Raw genomic sequence first — 19,660 nt, 5'->3', positions numbered from 1 at the left:
CAAGGGAAAGCCTCAATCGACTTGTTTCTTACAATTCCCCTCCACATTTTTTACAAAACTTATCGTCAATTCCCAGCCCTTCTGCTCCGCAGGAATGACAGGTTTTGCTGTGAATAAGATCGTGGGGATTTCGGCGCTTGGCCATTTCCGAACTTACGATTCCAGTGGGTACAGCAATGATCGCATAACCCAAAAGCATAATCAAAGAAGCAATAAACTGTCCTAGAGGGGTGGAAGGCGTAATATCTCCAAATCCAACTGTGGTAAGGGTCACGATAGCCCAGTACATTCCGCGTGGTATTGAAGTAAAACCTGAAGATGGCCCCTCTACCAAATACATGAGTGTGCCCATGATAAGCACCACGGTCAAAACCGTGAAAAGGAATATTTGAATCTTGGCCATGCTGGCCTTCAAAGACTGACTAATAAAGTCAGCTTCGGATAAATATCGGCCCAACTTCAAGATTCTGACAACCCGTAGCAAGCGAAGGGCTCGGACTACGGTCAATAGCTGCACATCCGCCACGAAAAAGCTCAAATAAAAAGGTAAAATGGCTAGTAAATCGACTATGCCGTAAAAGCTCGTCACATATCGTAAAGTTTTCCCGGTCAACCAAACTCGGAGAATATATTCGATGGTAAATAAAACCGTGAAAACTACCTCAAGAATGTAAAATGTGGTACCAAATCTACTTCTCAATTCGGCAACAGAATCCAAAGTAGCCACGATGACCGAACCAAAAATCAAGACCAATAGGACCACATCGAAGGTGCGGGATGCCCAATCGTTGTGGTCAAAGACAATTTCAGCAATTCTCTTTTTGGTAAGTTTCATGATGGAAGATATAAAAAAGCACCCATCAACAAGCGTTTTTAATCTAGAAAATAGATTCGCTTGACCCGGCTACTGATATGAGTCAGTAATTCGTAGGGTATTGTTCCGATTTCTTTTGCTAATGGAGCCAAAGGGATTTCTTCTCCATAAATAATAGCTTCATCCCCTGCTTCAACCTCCATTTCGCTGACATTTACCATGACCATATCCATGCAAACATTTCCAATCACAGGCGCTTTTTTTCCATGGATGAGTACAAAGCCTTTTCCGTTGCTGAAGCGTCGGTCATACCCATCTGCATAGCCAATAGGAAGGGTGGCAATTTTTCCGCCCTCTGGTAGTTTACCCCTTCTGGAATACCCGATCGTTGCCCCGGCAGGCAAGGTTTTAACCTGAGATACCGTTGTCTTAAGTTGGCTGACAGGCAATAAATCAGAGGCATAATTTCCAGTGACCTCAACACCATACAAGCCGATACCTAATCGAACCATGTCAAATTGAAATTCTGGGAATGCTACAATCCCTGCTGAATTCAATGCATGTAATATTGGCTTGTAAGGAAGTAGTGGCAGAAATTCTTCTGTCATCTGTTTAAAGTCTTCAAGCTGTTGAATAGTATAGTTGTTCTCCTCTGATTCATCAGCAGCCGCAAGATGGGTGAAAATGGAGGTTATTTTGAGCTGCGGATTTTCTTGAATAAGCCTTTTCAACTCTTCCAAATGCTGACTTTCAAAACCCAATCGATGCATCCCGGTATCAAGATCGAGATGAATCTTCATCGTTTCGGAATGAGTTTTTGTCCAGCCGGCTAGATTTTCAAAAAACTCGGGACTAAAGACTACAGGTTCCAGCTTATATTCCAAACAACTGGCAAAGGATTCCTCCGACGGATTCAAAACCATGATCGGAAGATGAATTCCTTGCTGACGGAGCGCAACACCTTCATCCGTGAAGGCAACAGCTAGGTAGTCTGCTCCCATAGTTTGAATGTGATTGGCGATCTCAGGAGCTCCTCCTCCGTAGGCAAATGCCTTCACCATCACCATCACTTTGGTTTCTGCTTTTAGAAGTCTTTTGTAAAAATTGAAATTATGGGTCAGTGCATTGAGGTTTATTTCCAAGGTGGTTCCGTGGACTCGCTGCTGAAGTTGTTGGACGACTTTTTCAAGTTCAAAAGGCCGAGCACCAGTAACCAGAATCAAATCATCCTGCAATTGAAAATCTTTCAAGTGAGCTAAAAGATCTTCGGTTTTTTCCCAAGTGTAAAGGTTCTGAACTCCTGATTCTGCTAGTTGACTGAGTTCTCTCCCAACACCCAAAATCAGATCTAATTGATGATTTTGTATAAGTTGAGCGGCTTCAGGGTAGATCCACTCGGGTTTTCCTTGTTGGAGAAAATCGGATAAAATCAGAATTTTTCGTCTTTTAGGTCGCTGCTGCTTCATGAAATCCAAAGCCACTCGCAAACCTGCCAAGTCATGATTGTAGGTATCATCGATCAACAGACAATCCTTCAACCCGGCTTTCAAAGTTAATCGCATATCCACAGGGCGAAGTTGATCCAAACCTTGTTGGATTTTTTGAGCTGAAAGACCTAAAGTCAAAGCAGCTACGATAGCATGGGTAATATTTTCGAGTGATGCTGCATCCCGTAGTTGAGTGCGAAAAGTCAAGGTGCTCAAATCCTTTTTGATCAGAAGAATCCGGTTTTCATCCTCTTTGGGTTTAACTGCTCGAGTGTAATCTGCACCCGGTTGATCTGACCATGAGATGAGTTTTTCGGTCGGAAAAAGATATTCAATTTCCTCCGAGACAATCCCCTGATCCTTGCAATAAATTAAGAATTTAGAGTCCTGAAATAAGCTGAGTTTTTCCCGGAGTTTGCTCAAGCGATCCGAAAATCCCGCATCATGAGCGGACCCTATATTCGTCAAAATCCCTAAATCAGGCCGAATAATTCGTTCCAAACTTGCCATTTCACCGGCTTTGGAAATTCCTGCTTCTAAAATGGCAACTTGATGAAATGGCTTGATTTCGAAAACTGAAAGTGGAACCCCAACTTGGGAATTATAACTTTTTGGACTTTTTGCTACAGAAAATTCCTGACCGAGTAATTGACCCAGCCATTCTTTGACGATGGTTTTTCCATTGGAGCCAGTGATTCCTATAACTGGACCATCAAAGCGACTGCGAAGAGCTGCTGCCAAATCTTGAAGGGCAGCCCGAGGGTTATCCACTTGGATAAAGTTTCCTCGCTCAAAAGTAGGAGAGTAGGTCGTGGGTATGATGAAATTCCTTACCCCTTTTTGAATCAGCTCCGGGATAAAATCCACCCCATTTGCTTTAGCGCCCTTCATGGCTACAAAAAGACAGCTGCTTGGAGAAAGAGTTTGGCGGGAATCAATAGCGACATGATCGACTACCGACTCAGGGGAATCGGCTATTAGCTTTCCTTTACAGATTTTAGCAATCTCTTGGTTGGTAAATGAATTAATCATGGCTTATTTCGCCTGTCTTTTTCTTTTTGAAAAACACCTGTTTGATCCATCTCGGCAGAAAAATCGCCCCTAAAATCAAGTAAGGATAATAGGAGAGAAGACGCCATAGAATGCTGGTTACAAAGGTGTATCCATCTAAAAATTGAGCAAAAAACTGTCCAAAAAAGAATTCGGCAGTTCCCGAACTTCCAGGAGTTGGAGAAATCATCATGACAATCCACATGATGACTTGTCGTGCAAAAACGATGACGTGATTTTCTATACTTAATGGGACAAAAGCCGAAATCAAGGCATTAAGCATTAAGTAGCGAGAGCTCCAAATAAAAATGGTAGCCAGGATGATCGGAATCCAGTACCTCCAGTTTTTTCCGCTGAGCTCTTTAGAGGCTTCAATGATTTGATTGCCATACTCCTGTGCATCGTGTTTCCACTTTCGGAGCCATTTCAGAGAAAATATTTTGATCAGAACCCATTTAAAAACCCGAGGTCTGTAGAATAATGCTGCCGCCATAATCAAGCTATAAATAGCGTAAAGGCCATAGCTGATCCAGAAAATTGCTTGCAGGCTATTTTCGAGTTGGCTTTCCAGTACTTGGCTTTCAGGGAAAATATTTCCCTTCGCAAAAAATAGAATTATAGGAGCACCAATTACAAAGAATAAATTGTCCAGGATGGCTGTGACCATGACAAAGGAAATCGCTCGGCCTAATTTGATTCCTTCCTTGTTTAAAATGAAGATGGCGACGGCTGTTCCTCCCACGACCGAAGGAGTCACGGCGGATGCAAATTCCCAGAGGATAATCACATAGATAGCTCGAGTCCAGCTAAGTTCTTGTTGGGTGATTTCTCGAATCCGATAGACATAGCCGGCATCTCGAAAAATAATAACCAAAATAGCCAGAAATATATAAGGGAGGGAAGCATCAAAAACGCCTTTTAAAGTCTGTGCATTGACATTGGGATCCAGATAAAACATGGCGAAGACAATCCCCAGACCGATCAAAATCGGAACCCAAACCTTATTGGGATTCAGTGTTTTGAAAATCTTCTTATTGTCGAGCTTCATATTAGGCTGCAGCGATAGGCTCAGTCTTTTCTACCCAAAAATTATTATAGCCTTCCCCAATGACAATTGTAACCTGTGAAAGTTGCAGCAGCTCCAAAATTGCCAAGAAGGTGTAGATCACAAAAATCTTGTCGGGTTTGTATTCGATGAATTCTGAGAAGGGAACCTGCTTTTTGAAGCTAATTTTTTCCAAAACAAAATCTTTTTGTTGCTCAATGGTATAGGGATACTGGATAACGGTGTGTTTTGTTTCGTCACCGCGTGCAGCCATTTTGGCCATGCACTTTTGAAATACCTTGAGGAGTTTATAGAGATCGACATTCTGAAGCTCCGCGTCTACGTCGTCGATCTTGCTTAGGCTTTTTATTTCCGCTGCAATATTACCTCTTTTTTCTTTGGAAAGGCGATCAGACTCAAGCGTGGCCAAATCCTGAATAACGGATTTGTATTTTTTGTATTCGAGAAGATTCCGAATTAGCTCTTCCCGAGGATCTATTTCCTCTCCATGTTCATTAAGTTCCGGGCGAGGTAAAAGCATCCGGGACTTGATTTTCATCAGCGTGGCCGCAAAAAGGATAAATTCGCTCGCCACCTCAATTTCCATTTGCTCGAGGTGATGAATGTAATCCAGAAAATCATTGGTGATTTTGGAGATCGGAATGTCATAAATATCCAGTTCGTCCCGTTCAATGAAGAACAGCATCAAATCGAATGGTCCTTCGAAAAGCGGTAATTTGATTTCGAAACTCAAGGGATATTTAGATTATTGGTTAATTTTGCGAACTTATAGTCAAAGATATTCAATTAAAGTAAATTAATTGATTTGGTTGAGAAAGGGATGGGTTGATTTTAGTTGCTATGCTAACTAAAAAACAATCGAAATCTTCCCTTGTTTATCAATCTTGACCACCTAATGTAAAGCTTCATGTTGATTCAACCAGGAGAATTGCTCGCTCAAATAAACAGCCCGGCTGACCTTAAAAAATTCCCGAAAGACAAGCTTGTCCAAATCTGCGATGAGTTACGTCATTTCATTGTTGATAATGTATCCGTTTACGGAGGGCATTTCGGTGCGAGTTTGGGTGTAGTAGAATTGACCGTTGCCTTACATTATGTATTAAATACGCCTGAGGACGAGTTGGTTTGGGACGTAGGTCATCAAGCTTATGGTCATAAAATTTTAACTGGTCGTAGAGACCAATTCCACACAAATCGAATTTTTGGAGGAATCTCAGGTTTTCCAAAGCGTAAAGAAAGCGAATATGATTCCTTCGGTGTAGGTCACTCCAGTACTTCCATTTCGGCGGCTTTAGGTATGGCAATGGCTTCCAAATATAAGGGAGTCAACAAACAACATATTGCAGTTATCGGAGACGGTGCCTTGACAGGAGGAATGGCTTTTGAAGCTATGAATCATGCAGGAGTTAGCGATAGCAATATCTTGATTATCCTGAATGACAATTGCATGGCCATTGACCCCAATGTCGGTGCATTAAAGGATTATTTGACAGATATCACTACTTCTCATACCTACAATAAGGTAAAGGATGAAGTATGGAAAATATTGGGCAAACTGAGCAAGTTTGGAACATCGGCGCAGGAAGTCATTTCAAAAGTGGAGGGTGCTATCAAATCAGCTGTGCTTCAGCAAAGCAACCTATTTGAATCTTTAAACCTTCGCTATTTCGGTCCGGTTGATGGGCATGATGTTAATCATTTGGTAGAAATCCTTCGTGACCTACGGGATATCCCAGGTCCAAAAATTCTTCACTGTGTAACGGTGAAAGGAAAAGGTTATGAACCTGCTGAAAAAGGAAATCATACTACTTGGCATGCACCCGGTACCTTTGATAAGGTAACTGGAGAAATTTTCAAAAAGTCTCCAGCCACACCACAACCTCCAAAATATCAAGATGTCTTCGGTCATACTATTGTAGAATTGGCTGAGCAAGATGAACGAATCATGGGGGTTACACCCGCCATGCCTTCCGGTTCTTCTCTCAATATTATGATGAAGGAAATGCCTGATCGAGCATTCGATGTGGGAATTGCTGAACAGCATGCGGTGACTTTATCCGCCGGTATGGCAACCCAAGGTTTGAAGCCTTTCTGTAATATTTATTCCACCTTTATGCAGCGGGCATACGATCAGGTAATCCATGATGTTTGTCTTCAAAATTTACCTGTAGTCTTCTGTTTAGACCGAGCTGGTTTTGCAGGAGCGGATGGTCCTACGCACCATGGAGCTTATGATATTGCTTATTTTCGTTGTATCCCTAATCTTGTGGTGGCAGCGCCAATGAATGAGGAAGAACTCCGAAATATGATGTATTCCTCTCTAAGTCATGAAGGTCCTTATTCCATCCGTTACCCAAGAGGTAATGGTGTGATGCCTGATTGGAGAAAGCCATTCCAGCAAATTCCATTGGGACAAGGCCGAATCGTCAAGGAAGGTGATGATGTTGCTATTTTGACCATCGGACATATTGGAAACTATGCAGTTCAAGCCAGTCAAGAGTTAGCTGAAGAGGGTCTCAATCCTGCGCATTATGATATGCGATTTGTGAAGCCTTTGGATGAGGACTTGTTGCATGAGATTTTTGGCAAGTTTAAGAAGGTTGTCACCGTAGAGGATGGCTGCCTCATGGGAGGTTTTGGATCTGCAGTGGTCGAGTGGATGATTGATCATGGCTATTCAGCTCAGGTGAAACGTTTGGGAATTCCAGATGAAATCATCGAGCATGGAGACCAGTTACAATTGCATAGGCTTTGTGGCTTTGATCCAGCAGGAATTGCAGATGCAGTCCGCTCTCTCGCAGAAGTCGAAAAAGTCAGCTAAAATTTCATGTCTTCTATTCATTTTTTTGAAAAAGGCTTCGGTCAACCCGTGGTTCTAATCCATGGATTTTGTGAAATCGGAGCTATGTGGGAAGATTTTGCTCAGGAGTTATCTAAGGAGTTTCGGGTTCTTTGTCCCGATTTACCCGGATTTGGGAAAACTCCACTTCAAAAAGATCATATCACCTTAGAAGAGGTTGCTGTCTTTTTGGAGGAGTGGCTGGAGGAGAATTCTGTAGAAAGTCCCGTCCTAATCGGGCATTCTTTGGGAGGCTATGTGTCTTTGGCTATGCTGGAGTTAATGGGAAACCGTGTCAAAGGAATCGGTTTATTTCATTCGACGGCTTTTGCGGATGATTCGGAGAAAAAGGCCATGCGGAATCGCACGATTCAGTTTTTGAAGAAATTTGGAGCAGAAAAATTTGTCAACTCTTTTGTTCCGCCACTTTTTTCGGAGAAACACCGTATTGAATTTGCCTCCGAAATCGAAAAGGCTACTGAACAGGCTGGGCAGTCTAGCTTGGAAGGATTGATTGCCTTTACCGAAGCCATGCGAGACAGAAAAGACCGGTTTGAGGTTTTGAAGAATTTTCACGGTCCGAAGCTGATGATCGCTGGTACCGAAGATGGAGCGGTAAAAATCGAAGCAAGCCGTCAACAAAAAGAAGCCTTCACAGACTATTTTGAATTGTCGGGAACTGGTCATATGGGGATGATCGAAGATAAGGAAAAGACTTTCGAGATCGTTCGGGGTTTTTGTATGAGATTTTAGATATCATTTTTAGGCATTGATACCTAAGAAATGGGTTTATAAAAATATATTAGGTAATATTTTCTTTTTAATTAAAATTAATTTATATTTTGGATAAGTTTTTGGCCAAAGCTTTTTAATTATTCTTAAACTTTTAAATTTTAAAATCATGAAAAATTTATTGAAAACAGCTTTTTCAGGGCTTTTTGCTTCAATTTTGTTATCCCTGCCACTTCAATCATTTGCAGGTTGGGAGTTTAAATCAGTGGAAAGCATTGATAGGATGGATGGTAGGACTTATATAGTCACACATTGTGAAAATAAGATAGGTGATGACTGTACTACCCCAGGTAGTGCTACTCGTATGGATATAACTCCTGTAGTGGAGTTGTTAGAAGGTTATGGGTTAATTCGAAAGCTTTAAAATGGATTTGAAGCTTAGTTTATATCAGGGATGTCTATTGACATCTCTGATTCTTTATTTCATTTCTTGTTCAGAAAAAAAGAAAGAATTTTTTTACTCCGAATTCAAGAGTGTAGATAGTTTAGAGGTATTGTTACCACTTAATTATATTTCTCATACTTATTGGACAACCTATTCAAAAGGGGATCAATCTTACCTTATTGAGTATGGATTAAATTCCAATGGGGATTTAATGATTCACAGGGTTAATTTTTGGAAAGGAAGTTATTTAGAACCTATTTTAATCCCTCGAGAAGGGCCAATGGGATTTAATTCCACTGATGCATCAGTTTACTTTCATTCTTTTGATTCAATTTTTGTCTTTCCTGCAAGTCAAGAGTCATTTTTTCTTTTTAATTCTAAAGCTAAGAAAGTCGATGAATTCGATTATAATGGAAGCGATTTTGTAAACTATTACCGCAGTGGCTTTTATTCTAATGCTGTATTTTTTGATCAGATTTTAGGGATCCCAACTGTGAGTGATATTCGTTATGATGATAAAGATTATTTCGAAAAAGAAATTCCCTTTCGAGTATATGATTTAAAAAAGGAAGAATTTAATAGTACGTTTGAGTTTCCGGATTTTATAAAAGAAAGTTTCTTACCAAGTGAATTGACTGGTCCCATTTTAGAAAAAATGGGAAAAGATAGAATGATAGTTAATTACAGGTTTTCTGATTCACTTTATATATTTAATTTTTCAGATAAAACAATTCAATCGATTTATTGTGGTTTAATAGGCAGGGATTCCGCGCCACTTCTATCTCGATATCCTAGTAGAACACAAGAATTGGAATATAAAATAAAGGAGCCTGATTTTGAAAGTGTATTTTTTAGAAATGATAAGGTATATAGAATTGTTTCACATTTGAAAGAGGAAAAATTTCGAGACTACACAGGTTTTGAAATTTTAGAAAAAAACCTTAGGGGAGTAACTCTAATTGAATTGGATATTGAAACAAAAGAACAGCGCTTTTTTGACCTGCCAATAGCTAAATACTTCGTCTTTGATGGTAAATACTTAATAGCAGGTGGTGTCTCTTCAAGGGAAGAAAACGGTGATATTTACAGGAAGTTTTATAGGTATACTTTTTAGCCTAATTCATGCAGGCCCTCACAATTCTATCCTTCCCATTTAAATCCTGAATTATTTCGGCTTTTGAATAATTCATTTCCAAAAGCAAGTCTTTGACTGCTTTTCCGAAGTTTTCATGGATTTCGAAATACAGTCTTCCCCCGTGTTTTATTGCTTTTTTTCCAGCTTCGGCAATTTTCCGATAGAATAAAAGCGGGTCTTCATTGGGTACAAAAAGTGCCAACCCAGGCTCAAAATCCACTACGTTGGTGTGCATACTGGATTTTTCATGTATGGGAATATAGGGAGGATTAGATACCAAAATATCCAAACCCTCTATTGGAATTTCCTCATTCAATATATCAGATTTGACGAACTGGACGGATGTGTGAAGTTCTTGTGCGTTTTTACGTGCTATTTCCAATGCCGCCTCGGAAATATCCGTAGCAAAGACTTCTGCATTTTTCATCTCCAAAGACAAAGTGATTGGAATACAACCTGTCCCCGTACCAATATCCAAAATCTTCAAACCGATTTGTGGGTTTTCCTTTATGATTAAATGAACCAATTCTTCGGTTTCATTTCGGGGTATCAAAGTATCTTTACTAACAAAAAATTCTCGTCCATAAAAAGGTGCCTTTCCAATAATTTGCTGAATAGGCTCACCAGTTTTCAATCGGGAAAAATCATCTATTAGTGCCTTCGGCAAGTCTTTTTCATCCAAAAAATGCATCATATCCACTCTTCGAAGACCTAAATGATGCTCCAATAGCCATTCTACTAAATTTTGAGCTTCTTGGATTTCATATAGATCAAGTTCATCGGCCCATTTTTTTACCAAGCTATTGTAATTAATCATGAGTAGCGATTTGGATTTTGCGTGCGTAAAGGTAAGCACTAATGACGCTACCTAGGGAAAAGGTTAGCATTATCAATTTATGCGTATGAAAAAAACTATCCTACTGCTCTTTTTTGCCCTTCTTCCTCTTTTGGTTTATTCTCAGGAGAAGCAGGCTATTTTCTTCGAAATGGATGGGAATTATTGGGAAAAATCCCAGAGTTACCCGCAAGTTTTTGCCCCAGAAAAGGAAAGGTTCGGGAGTACCCGATTATTTTTTGGTTTACCCATGGGAGAAAAATGGTCCATTGGTTTGATGGGTAGTTATCAAGCATATTACGAAGCACAGGAAAATGGTTCTTACAATCGGGAAGTATATGGACCAGAACCTGACGAAAATGGAAATCCAATCATTATCGGTACGACCCGTGTAGAAATGCCTGTAGGCCTTCAAAATGATTTGTTTGGTTTTGGTCTTTTTCTTCAGCGCAAAGTTTCTCTCGGAAAAAGGACAGCACTTGCCTTTAATCTCTATGGAATTCGGGAATCAGGAAAAGGACAATTAGAGATTTTTCCGGATTACTCCTACTTATATTTTCCTTATTGGCCTTGTCCCAATTGCCTATCTATTGCTCCGGGGCCCATTATCCGGGAAATGGAGGAGAAAAATTGGAAAGCTGGAATTGATGTCTCATTTGCTTGGTCACTCAATGATTGGATGGATTTAGGAATCCGCGCCAATTTTCTAGAATTCCGCAAGCGGACGCTTTCTAACAATTCGGATATTATCAACACACTTGTTTATGACCCGCTTTGGGCTTTGGCTGATGGATATACGGGAGACCGATATGATTTTGGTTCAGCTGTATCCCGGGAAGGAATAAGGCTTTCATTGACCTTCCGGCTCTTTTGATATTGGGGATTAAGAAGACAAGGAAAGAAAGGCTACCTTTGTGTAGAATTTCTCACTAATGAAGCTACATAATAATACCATTCGCGGAGTGCATTCGGCGCTTGATGCTATTTTCGAACAAGGACAATATGCCGATAAAGTAATAGAGCGTACCCTCAAGTCCAATCCAAAATGGGGAGCCCGGGATCGTTCTTTTATTGCCGAAACTACCTATGAGATGGTCCGCTGGTGGAGACTGATCAACTATCTCAGTCCTTCCAACGATTATTGGGATCTTTTTGGAACTTATTGGTTGATGCAGGGAAATGAGCTTCCTAACTGGGAAGAGTTTTCGAAGATCAATCCTGAAAAAATCAAGGAGAAATACGAGAAGCTGGAAAATCCGGCCATTTTGGAATCTGTTCCGGATTGGTTGTACCAGCTAGGGAAAAAAGAGTTGGGGGAAGAATGGGAAACTGAGCTGCATAGTCTCAATGAGGAAGCGGAAGTCGTTTTGCGTGTAAATACGCTTAAAACTACCCGAGAGCGATTGAAGGCTCAGTTGATGGAAGAAGGAATCCGAACGTATCAGATCAAAGGATATCCAGATGCTTTGATTTTGGAAGAAAGACAAAACGTCTTCCGTACGGCTGCATTTAAAGCAGGACTTTTTGAAGTCCAGGATGCATCTTCCCAATTAGTTGCGGCAGCCTTGGGAGTGGAACCTGGAATGCGGGTGATCGATGCCTGCGCAGGTGCAGGAGGGAAAACGCTTCACTTAGCTGCTTTGATGGAAAATAAGGGCAAAATCCTATCCATGGATTTGGAAGAATGGAAGCTTCAGCAAACCAAATTGAGGGCTCGAAGAAATGGGATTGACATCATCGAAAGAAAGGTGATTGAAGGTTCCAAAACTATCAAGCGATTAAAAGAATCTGCAGATCGATTATTGCTTGATGTGCCTTGTTCCGGTTTGGGTGTTTTGCGAAGAAATCCAGATACCAAATGGAAACTGAGCCCCGGGTCCATCCAGAAAGTGGAGGAAACCCAAGCAGAAATTCTCCAAACATACCCTTCCATGGTAAAAAAGGGAGGGCAAATGGTTTATGCAACTTGTAGTATTCTTCCTTCAGAAAATGAAAAGCAGGTTCAGAAGTTTTTGGCCTCTGAAGCTGGGAAAGATTTTGAATTGATAGAAGAGAAAAAAGTATTTGCACATCAAAGTGGCTTTGATGGATTTTATATAGCCCGATTACAAAAGAAATAATTCTCTATTCCAAGCAGATTGATAAAATCGGGAAGTTGTGAGCTCGAACCAAGTTTTCTGTCAAGCTTGGCGTGAAGAATTTGGTGATTCCTGACTTCTCGGATTTTGCTAATACCAATATATCCGGATGATTTCGCTCCGCGTAATACATTACTCCGTTCTCCGGATTTTCAGCATTGGTTAGGAATTGCTGAATGGAGGAATCCCCGTCTTTCATATCCTCAAATCGTTCGTCAGATTCTTGATCCTCATAAAAATTATAAGGTGTATTGACAAAAATCAGATCGATCTGAGCTCCAAGTAAGCTCGAAAGGATCTGTAATTTTTTGAGAACTGGTTTTTGATTTTCCTCTAGGGTAGTCAGAAAAGCAATCTTTTTGATCTCCGGTCTTATAGGGGCATCCTTTACGATAAGCAATGGGATTTTGATATTCCGGAGCATTTTTTGAGCATAGGACCCCATGTAGAAAGGTTTCCTTGATCCCCGACCTTCAGAACCCATTATAACCATGTCAGGCTTGGAGTTAATCACATGTTCAAATACAGTTTCGGAGCCGTAACTGTAAACCAGAGATGAAGTAGCCAAAATTCCCAAATGCTCGAACTCACCTACCAAGGCAAATAATTTGGCATTAGCAGTAGCAATTTCCTGTAAAGTTTCAGGGTAAAACTGTTCCTTTTCCTTTTCTAAATTAACCCAGTCCACCGGAGTGGTCAGGATATGCATTACTTCTACTGTTCCTTGGACTTTTTTGGCGATTTCTTTTGCGAAGAAAGTGGCATAACCAGCTACCTCCGAAAAATCGGTCATTAGAAGAATTTTGGCTCCAGTCTTCATCTCATAGGGATGTTTGGTAATGCCCTAAATTACAAAACTACATCAGGTTTGGGCGTGAGGAAAGTGAGTTGAAAAGTTGATTTTTATCAGCTAAAACCCCGTTTATCAAGAGATTTCATTCTTGAGCTAAATCCAAAAAGTATAGCCGATTTCATTCCTTGAATTGTTCCTAAGTATCCGTGCTGGTACGGATAAAAAACCCGCATTTTTTGGTATTTCCTTCGAATAAAAAGTAGGTCAACTTGCAAGCTGTATTTCTTTATAATCTTATGAAAAGTCTATTACTAATTTTCCTGCTTCTATTTGTAGAATTTATGCCTGGGTCTGTTTTTAGTGACAAGGACCTTAAAATCACCAGTTACAATAAGAAAAAACAAGGGAGCAAAGCTCCTAAAAAAGTTTTTATCCGATCCTTTAACGCATATTTTGAAGTATTTGAAGAGGCTTCAGCCAAAACCTCCGGATCTAAGAAAGAGCGAGCAAATCGTACCACATTCACCTCTGGAACTTCTACCAGAATGGGAGTTCAGATACAGGGAGTTGATGTGCCAGATTTTCAACAAATGATTGATGAAGCCTATGAATCTTTTGTCAGTCAATTGAAAAGTGAGGGTTTTGAGATTATGACAGCAGATGAAGTAAGCCAATTTGAATACTATCAAGGATGGACTAAGGTGAAAGGTGGCGCTTCTTCAGATTCCCAAGTTGAAGGTTATATCATGGTGACTCCGACTGGATATGAATATTTGGTGAAATCAGTAACCAAAGGAGGAAAAGAGAAAAAAGGTGGAGGGCTTGTGGATCCTACTCCAAAAATTTCCAAGGAATTGGAAAATGCTTTTATCGCAGATGTCACTTTTGCCTTTCCTTTTGTAAATCTTGATGCAGATGCTTCTGTATGGACCAATTCTTCATCAGTAAAAGCAACAATCGGGTATCGAATAGATCCATTTCTAGACCCAAGTGAAAATAACAGGTCGATCTCCAACTTTGGATCCTCTGTGATTCCTACTCAAGTTCGATTCGTTTCCGGCTTGGATATAGGAAGTAATCCACTGTTCAACGCTAAAGTCGAACCTAAAAAAGCAGTGTTTGCAGAAGGGGTATTTAAAGACAAAAAAATAAAGGAAGTCACCCAAGCACAAACAGATATGTTTTCCAAAACAAGCTATACGCAACTCGTTATGACTTCCGGAGATCAGGCTACTGTTGCTTCCCATTTTGCCGATTGTGACCGAGATGCTTATGTTCAGTTTGCCTCGGGAGCTATGAAGGACATGATTGATACAGGTATTGCTAATTTCTTCGAGTTGACTCAGGAATAGGCACTAGACCATGCCTCACACGAGGTTATTTTCCAGGGCAAATTTCAAAAGACCAACCAAGGTGTTGGTCTTTGTTTTTTGGTAGATGTTTTTTCTGTGGGTCTCTACTGTACGCTCAGAGATATGGAGTTTTTCACCGATTTCTTTATTCGAATACTCCTCAAAAATCAATCTGAGTACTTCTTTTTCGCGATCAGTCAAGATTCGCTCATCTTCTGGAAAGCGCATTCGCTGAATCAGGATTTTCTGGATTTCTGTACTGAAATACAAACCTCCCTCTGCTACTTCCCTCACGGCTTTAAGCAATTCCTCGTGAGCAGCTTTTTTCAAAACATACCCTTCTGCATTTGTGGAAAGGGCTTCTTTTACCCGATAAGGTTCTTCGTGCATGCTCAGAAAAATCAATTTAGTTTGAGGAAAGAGAGCCTTGACTTTTTGCGCAAAAACAATCCCCCCAATTTCTGGAATAGAAATATCCGAGACGATCAAGTCCGGTACCTCTGATTGGATCTGAATTAGCGCATGCTCCACGGTGGAAGCGACATGTACCTGCTTAACGAAGGATTGGTTTTGAAGCAAGAACTTCAGGCCGTCCAATAGAATTTGATGGTCGTCAACAAGTAGAATTTTCATAGAAAAAAATCAAATTAATTTGGGTGTTGAACATACGGAAAAGTAACTAAAAGTTCTGTCCCCTGCTGTCCCGGCTGGGTAAATAGTTCCAGTTTTCCATTAAGCAGCTCTGTGCGCGTGGTGATATTTCTCCAGCCGTTTCGCTTGCTTTGTTTGAAAATACCTGCATCAAAACCATTCCCATCATCCAAGATTTGAAGTTGGGCAGTTCCATGATTTTGAGAGATTCTGAGAGAGATTTGATGGGCTTGGGCGTACTTGAGCACATTATTGATCCATTCTTGACAAATTCTGAAAAGATTGATTTCGACCAATTCATCCATTCGATTGGGAAGGTTTTCTGTCAAAATATCGAGGTGGACTTTTTGACCTGCATTGATGCGATGAGCTAAATCCTCCAAAGCCGGGATCAACCCAAAGCGGATTAATGTAGCCGGCATGAGGTCATAGACCACATTGCTGATTTCCTTGGACATTTCATCCAAAACTAAATCCGTTCGGCTGACGAGTTCAGTTTTTAATTCTTCCTGAGCCTGATTGCTTTTGAGTTGGGAGACATACATCCGAAGGGCTGAAATATATTGTCCAAATCCATCATGAAGGTCTTGAGCCATTCGCCGGCGTTCCTGTTCCTGAGATTCGATTGAGGCTTGGATATAGGCTTCCTTGACTTTCAGCTTCCGGTCTTTTAAAAGGAGATCTTGCTTTCGTTTGTTTTGTTTTTGATAGAAAACAAAAGTACCACCCAACATAAGCAAGAGTAAGCCCAAGGCGGCAAAGCCAAAATAATTTCTTTGAAGGATAGCACTTTGCTCTAAGATTTCAGATTGTTGCAAAGCAATTTGATTTTCCTTTTTTTCTAGATCATATCGTACTTGCAAATCTGTCAGAAGTTTGGCGTTTTCCTCATTGAAAACTTTCTTGTTCAATTCTACATATTCCTCCAAGTAGGCATTTCCTTTCTCAAAGTCTCCTTTTCTGAAATAGATTTTTGCTAAGGCATTTTTCAGGGTTAAGGAGTAATTAACTAGCTCCGGGTTTTCATCCAATACCTGAAGCCCTCGGTTGGCAAATTCCAGTGCCTTATCTGTTTGCCCCAAATCAATGTGCCCTGAGGCCGCATTACTTACGATGCTGAGTTCCATTTTGGGGTCAGGAGTAAAGCCGTCCGAGTCATCCAAGGCGATAGTTAGCATCAGTAGTCCCTTTTCATAGTTTTTTTGTCCTATATAAAGAGCTCCGAGGTTGTCATGCACTCGGTGAAAAAGGACCTTATTTTCAGCAGTTTTGGCATTTTCAATGGCTTGTCGATAGTATTTTTCAGCCCGCTCCTCTTCTCCCATAAGCCTGTAGCAAATACCCAGATTTGCAGATGAAATTGCAATTCCGTTTGGATCCTTTAATCGCTCCCGGATTTCCAAAGCTTCCAGATGATACTTGATAGCTTGGTCGTAAAGTTCGAGTTCCTGATTGGCAAGCCCAAGATTCGAAATACTGCTCACAAAATTAGCTTCGAGGGCATTGGGATCATTTCGGCTGATCTCCAGAGACTTGGAGAAATAATCAATGGCTGATTTGTAGTCCGAAGAGTTGAGCCGATTCATCCCTAAATTATTGAATGACCGCTGTTCCAAAGCTTTCCATCCTTGTTTTTGGCTCTCTTCCAATATCTCCGAAAAAATAAGTAAGGAACTGTCGGTTTGTTGATTCACATCATAATAGATTCCGAGGTTTTGCAACATGTTAAAGTAAATCTTGGTTTTGCCGACTTCCTTTTCGGCAGTTTTGAGGACTTCTTTAATTTTTATTTTAGCTAGTTCACCTTCCCTGAAAATCATCGAAAAGGTAAGCTGTTGCATCGCACGGTAGCGGATTGAATCAGATAAGTTTTTGTTTTGAAAGATTAGCTCTAAACTGTCTGTTTTCGAATCATCAAAAGCGAATGTTTTTGCCTCTAAAAAAGAAAAAAGGAGGAAAAAAAGGAGGAAGTAAGATCGTCTCAAAGTTAAGTGGTTAGCTATTCAAGGTAAATTCATTCTACTTTTTTAATCACAATTTTTTCGTTGGTTATTTCTGTTTAATTGGGTGCTCGCAACTAATATTTATGCATTCTAAGTAGAGTTTCGAAAGGGGATTTTTAAGCAAAGAAAAAAGGAATCTGTCTCCGATTTTTATATTCTGTATTTCTAAATCAACTTTTTTTTCTCCAAAATCTTTTTAATTCGATCATGTTGCTCCCAGAATTTGTCCTCAATTTTCTGCATGGTTGATTGGAAATCGGAGCGGGATTTTAAAGGTGCAAAAACCGGTTCATCCTTCAGGTATAAAAACCAAAATTGATTATTTTCTTCGTCTGCAAAGGCTTTTAGATGATTCATGACCTTTTCCCAGTCTTTTAGGATCGCATATTTGTTTGCTAAGGCAATATTTCGATAGATGGATTCATCAGACTCAGCAAAGTCAGAAAATTCTTGGAATAGACTTTTTGCCTCTTCATCTCTTCCCATTTTCTCATAAACCAAGGAGATTTTGGCATTTTCCAACTCGTAAATCCGCAACCCATTGGCTTTTCGTGCTTCTACAAATTGTAGATAATAGAAAAAAGCACTGTCATACATCTCATCCAAATAGTAGAATTTGCCAATGTCCTGTAAAATATCCAATCGACTTTTATCATTTTCCCATGCCTGAATCAGGCGCCGACGCATTTTGGAGTTGTCCTTCTCTTCGGCAAAAAGGATGTAAGCTCTCAGGTGCGGGGCATAGTAATTAGTGGAATCATAAACGAGTGAACGATCGATAAACTCCCTAGCCTGCTCCACAAATCCAGCTGTCATCAGGGCATTGGCGAGCTGTAGAAAGCTGTAGCTTTGGGTAGTGGAGTCACCGCTTGCGACTTGGAGCTGGACTGCTTTCAGGGCATATTCCAAGTACTTTTCCGTATCGGGGGCCAAGCGAAAATAGAAATCTGCTAGCATTTGAATTGCCAAGGAAGAATTAGGATTGTACTCCAGGGCCTTCTGTAGATAAGGAAGAGCTAAAGAAAAATCCTCACTTTGGATATAATAAAAAGCCTTTGCAGTCAGGCTTTCAGCAGATTTTGAGTCGTAAAGCAAAGCTTTGTCGGCATTGAAATTGATTTTTTCGGTGTAAAGCTTTTCCGACCGAAACATCTCCAGTAAATAGTAACTAATAGCCACGTGGGCATAAGCCAGGGAAAATTCAGGGTCTTGCTCAATCGCCTTTTCGAAGAGTTCGATTCCTCTTTGAAGCCCCTCATCGGTCCTAGAGTGATAGGGCTCTAATGCCTGCAAGTAATAGTCATAGGCTAGAAGATTTTCCGTTGGCCGCTTTTCAATTTGTTGGAGTTCGGTCGGCGTCACGATTACCTTGATCGCATCGGTGATTTGGGTGGCGATTTCATTTTGAAGAGAAAAGATATCAGCCAGCCTACGGTTGTATTGTTCAGCCCAGATTTGGCGCTCATTTGTGGCATCGATGAGCTGAATACTTAGCAAAACCTGCTCACCGACTTTCTGCCCACTGCCCGTGACAAAGTAGCTCACGCCCAGTTCCTCAGCCATTTCAGGGATGCTTTTGTTGGTATTTCGGTATTTCTCTACCGATGAGCGGCTGATAACCCTGAGATTTTTGATTTTCTGAAGATTATTGAGGGTGGACTCCATCAGTCCGTTCACGAAGTACAGATTGGTCGAATCAGCACTTTCATTTTTGAAGGGGAGGACTGCTATGGATTTTTCTTCCTGAGATGGTTCTTCGTTGTTTTTGGGCCAAAAGAAGTAGGCCAAAGCTATTAACAGGATCACTGCTAAACCTGTGAAAACCCAATATTGATGTCGATTTCTTGCTGTATATTTTGAAATTGGATTTTCAGCTTTTTGGAGTTCTTCCACCTTTTTATTTCCTACTTCACCGGGGGAAAATCCATAGTGCTCCCGAAAGCATTTGATGAAATAAGAAGGGCTTCCAAAACCGACTCGGTAGGAAACTTCAGAAACGCTCAGATTTCCTTCCTTCAACAATTCCATGGCAATTTCCAATCGTACCTGACGGATAAATAGGCTGGCAGAGAGATTGGTTGCCGATTTCACTTTTCGAAGCAGGTTGGAGCGACTCATATTCATCGCTTCGGCCAGCTCGGACACTCCAAATTGCTCGTCTGAAGCTCGCTCAACCACGATCGCAGTGGCCTGCGTGAGAAAGTCTTCCATATGTTTTTGGGGCTCCGCCATGCTAAAAATAAGAATTCAAGGTAGGGAAATTTACTGAAAGCCAAAGCCTGTTTTTCCGAAGATTCTCCTGCTTTCCTATCAAGGATGC

Annotated in this window: 16 protein-coding genes; 7 read left to right on the top strand and 9 right to left on the bottom strand. The window is 40.7% G+C overall.

Features of this window, described 5'->3' with window-relative positions:
- Window positions 1-28 precede the first annotated feature (28 nt).
- The 4 genes from NY014_RS09750 to NY014_RS09735 are packed head-to-tail and all read right to left on the bottom strand — an operon-like array spanning window position 29 to window position 5,150.
- Window positions 29-835, bottom strand: a complete 807-nt coding sequence (locus NY014_RS09750; RefSeq protein ID WP_259414404.1) for an ion transporter — start codon at window positions 833-835, stop codon at window positions 29-31.
- Between the two features lie 38 nt (window positions 836-873).
- Window positions 874-3,333, bottom strand: coding sequence for a bifunctional UDP-N-acetylmuramoyl-tripeptide:D-alanyl-D-alanine ligase/alanine racemase (locus NY014_RS09745; protein WP_259414403.1), 2,460 nt, complete (start codon window positions 3,331-3,333; stop codon window positions 874-876).
- A complete protein-coding gene (locus NY014_RS09740) occupies window positions 3,326-4,399 on the bottom strand; it encodes a lysylphosphatidylglycerol synthase transmembrane domain-containing protein (protein ID WP_259414402.1) in 1,074 nt (357 codons plus the stop codon). The genes NY014_RS09745 and NY014_RS09740 overlap by 8 nt, the downstream gene beginning before the upstream one ends.
- A 1-nt stretch (window position 4,400) precedes the next feature.
- Window positions 4,401-5,150: a segregation and condensation protein A gene (locus tag NY014_RS09735; RefSeq protein ID WP_259414401.1), complete on the bottom strand. Its 750-nt coding sequence runs from the start codon at window positions 5,148-5,150 to the stop codon at window positions 4,401-4,403.
- 174 nt (window positions 5,151-5,324) lie between these two features.
- Between NY014_RS09735 and dxs the strand changes: the two genes are divergently transcribed.
- From dxs to NY014_RS09715, 4 genes are all read left to right on the top strand, one after another.
- Window positions 5,325-7,238, top strand: coding sequence for a 1-deoxy-D-xylulose-5-phosphate synthase (dxs, locus tag NY014_RS09730; protein WP_259414400.1), 1,914 nt, complete (start codon window positions 5,325-5,327; stop codon window positions 7,236-7,238).
- Between the two features lie 6 nt (window positions 7,239-7,244).
- Complete coding sequence (locus tag NY014_RS09725) at window positions 7,245-8,009, top strand: alpha/beta fold hydrolase (protein WP_259414399.1); 765 nt, start codon at window positions 7,245-7,247, stop codon at window positions 8,007-8,009.
- Window positions 8,010-8,157: 148 nt separating this feature from the next.
- Window positions 8,158-8,412 (top strand): hypothetical protein, encoded by a 255-nt coding sequence (locus NY014_RS09720; protein WP_259414398.1) that lies wholly within the window; start codon window positions 8,158-8,160, stop codon window positions 8,410-8,412.
- Window position 8,413: 1 nt separating this feature from the next.
- Complete coding sequence (locus NY014_RS09715; RefSeq protein WP_259414397.1) at window positions 8,414-9,547, top strand: hypothetical protein; 1,134 nt, start codon at window positions 8,414-8,416, stop codon at window positions 9,545-9,547.
- 1 nt (window position 9,548) lies between these two features.
- Here the strand turns inward: NY014_RS09715 and prmC are convergent, their stop codons facing one another.
- On the bottom strand, window positions 9,549-10,385 hold the full coding sequence (prmC, locus tag NY014_RS09710) for a peptide chain release factor N(5)-glutamine methyltransferase (protein WP_259414396.1): 837 nt from the start codon (window positions 10,383-10,385) through the stop codon (window positions 9,549-9,551).
- 85 nt (window positions 10,386-10,470) lie between these two features.
- Between prmC and NY014_RS09705 the strand changes: the two genes are divergently transcribed.
- Together NY014_RS09705 and NY014_RS09700 are read left to right on the top strand one after the other, a co-directional pair.
- Entirely contained in the window at window positions 10,471-11,277 is an 807-nt protein-coding gene (locus tag NY014_RS09705) for a hypothetical protein (RefSeq protein WP_259414395.1), read from the top strand.
- 58 nt (window positions 11,278-11,335) lie between these two features.
- Window positions 11,336-12,523 (top strand): RsmB/NOP family class I SAM-dependent RNA methyltransferase, encoded by a 1,188-nt coding sequence (locus tag NY014_RS09700; protein WP_259414394.1) that lies wholly within the window; start codon window positions 11,336-11,338, stop codon window positions 12,521-12,523.
- Window positions 12,524-12,527: 4 nt separating this feature from the next.
- On the opposite strand, the gene NY014_RS09695 is transcribed toward NY014_RS09700, so the two are convergent.
- Window positions 12,528-13,361, bottom strand: coding sequence for a universal stress protein (locus tag NY014_RS09695; RefSeq protein WP_259414393.1), 834 nt, complete (start codon window positions 13,359-13,361; stop codon window positions 12,528-12,530).
- Window positions 13,362-13,630: 269 nt separating this feature from the next.
- On the opposite strand from NY014_RS09695, the gene NY014_RS09690 reads away from it, so the two are divergent.
- Entirely contained in the window at window positions 13,631-14,686 is a 1,056-nt protein-coding gene (locus NY014_RS09690) for a hypothetical protein (RefSeq protein ID WP_259414392.1), read from the top strand.
- Between the two features lie 15 nt (window positions 14,687-14,701).
- On the opposite strand, the gene NY014_RS09685 is transcribed toward NY014_RS09690, so the two are convergent.
- The 3 genes from NY014_RS09685 to NY014_RS09675 form a co-directional block, all read right to left on the bottom strand.
- The gene (locus NY014_RS09685) at window positions 14,702-15,319 is read right to left on the bottom strand and encodes a response regulator (protein WP_259414391.1); all 618 of its coding nucleotides are present in this window, start codon (window positions 15,317-15,319) and stop codon (window positions 14,702-14,704) included.
- A gap of 14 nt (window positions 15,320-15,333) precedes the next feature.
- Window positions 15,334-17,178, bottom strand: coding sequence for a tetratricopeptide repeat-containing sensor histidine kinase (locus NY014_RS09680; protein ID WP_259414390.1), 1,845 nt, complete (start codon window positions 17,176-17,178; stop codon window positions 15,334-15,336).
- A gap of 327 nt (window positions 17,179-17,505) precedes the next feature.
- Window positions 17,506-19,551, bottom strand: coding sequence for a helix-turn-helix domain-containing protein (locus tag NY014_RS09675; protein ID WP_259414389.1), 2,046 nt, complete (start codon window positions 19,549-19,551; stop codon window positions 17,506-17,508).
- Window positions 19,552-19,660: the final 109 nt, after the last annotated feature.

Source organism: Algoriphagus limi, from assembly GCF_024919275.1.
GTDB lineage: Bacteria > Bacteroidota > Bacteroidia > Cytophagales > Cyclobacteriaceae > Algoriphagus > Algoriphagus limi.
Note: the sequence above shows the minus strand (reverse complement) of the source record. Positions and strands in the feature narration are given on the sequence as shown.

What these genes read in the sequence shown, in the direction of transcription:
- NY014_RS09720 (WP_259414398.1), top strand. Translation starts at nt 8,158, where the DNA reads ATGAAAAATTTATTGAAAACAGCTTTTTCAGGGCTTTTTGCTTCAATT.
- NY014_RS09725 (WP_259414399.1), top strand. Translation starts at nt 7,245, where the DNA reads ATGTCTTCTATTCATTTTTTTGAAAAAGGCTTCGGTCAACCCGTGGTT.
- NY014_RS09685 (WP_259414391.1), bottom strand. Translation starts at nt 15,319, where the DNA reads ATGAAAATTCTACTTGTTGACGACCATCAAATTCTATTGGACGGCCTG.
- prmC (WP_259414396.1), bottom strand. Translation starts at nt 10,385, where the DNA reads ATGATTAATTACAATAGCTTGGTAAAAAAATGGGCCGATGAACTTGAT.
- NY014_RS09745 (WP_259414403.1), bottom strand. Translation starts at nt 3,333, where the DNA reads ATGATTAATTCATTTACCAACCAAGAGATTGCTAAAATCTGTAAAGGA.
- NY014_RS09715 (WP_259414397.1), top strand. Translation starts at nt 8,414, where the DNA reads ATGGATTTGAAGCTTAGTTTATATCAGGGATGTCTATTGACATCTCTG.
- NY014_RS09700 (WP_259414394.1), top strand. Translation starts at nt 11,336, where the DNA reads ATGAAGCTACATAATAATACCATTCGCGGAGTGCATTCGGCGCTTGAT.
- NY014_RS09690 (WP_259414392.1), top strand. Translation starts at nt 13,631, where the DNA reads ATGAAAAGTCTATTACTAATTTTCCTGCTTCTATTTGTAGAATTTATG.
- NY014_RS09750 (WP_259414404.1), bottom strand. Translation starts at nt 835, where the DNA reads ATGAAACTTACCAAAAAGAGAATTGCTGAAATTGTCTTTGACCACAAC.
- NY014_RS09675 (WP_259414389.1), bottom strand. Translation starts at nt 19,551, where the DNA reads ATGGAAGACTTTCTCACGCAGGCCACTGCGATCGTGGTTGAGCGAGCT.
- NY014_RS09695 (WP_259414393.1), bottom strand. Translation starts at nt 13,361, where the DNA reads ATGAAGACTGGAGCCAAAATTCTTCTAATGACCGATTTTTCGGAGGTA.
- NY014_RS09740 (WP_259414402.1), bottom strand. Translation starts at nt 4,399, where the DNA reads ATGAAGCTCGACAATAAGAAGATTTTCAAAACACTGAATCCCAATAAG.
- NY014_RS09705 (WP_259414395.1), top strand. Translation starts at nt 10,471, where the DNA reads ATGAAAAAAACTATCCTACTGCTCTTTTTTGCCCTTCTTCCTCTTTTG.
- NY014_RS09680 (WP_259414390.1), bottom strand. Translation starts at nt 17,178, where the DNA reads ATGCAACAGCTTACCTTTTCGATGATTTTCAGGGAAGGTGAACTAGCT.
- dxs (WP_259414400.1), top strand. Translation starts at nt 5,325, where the DNA reads ATGTTGATTCAACCAGGAGAATTGCTCGCTCAAATAAACAGCCCGGCT.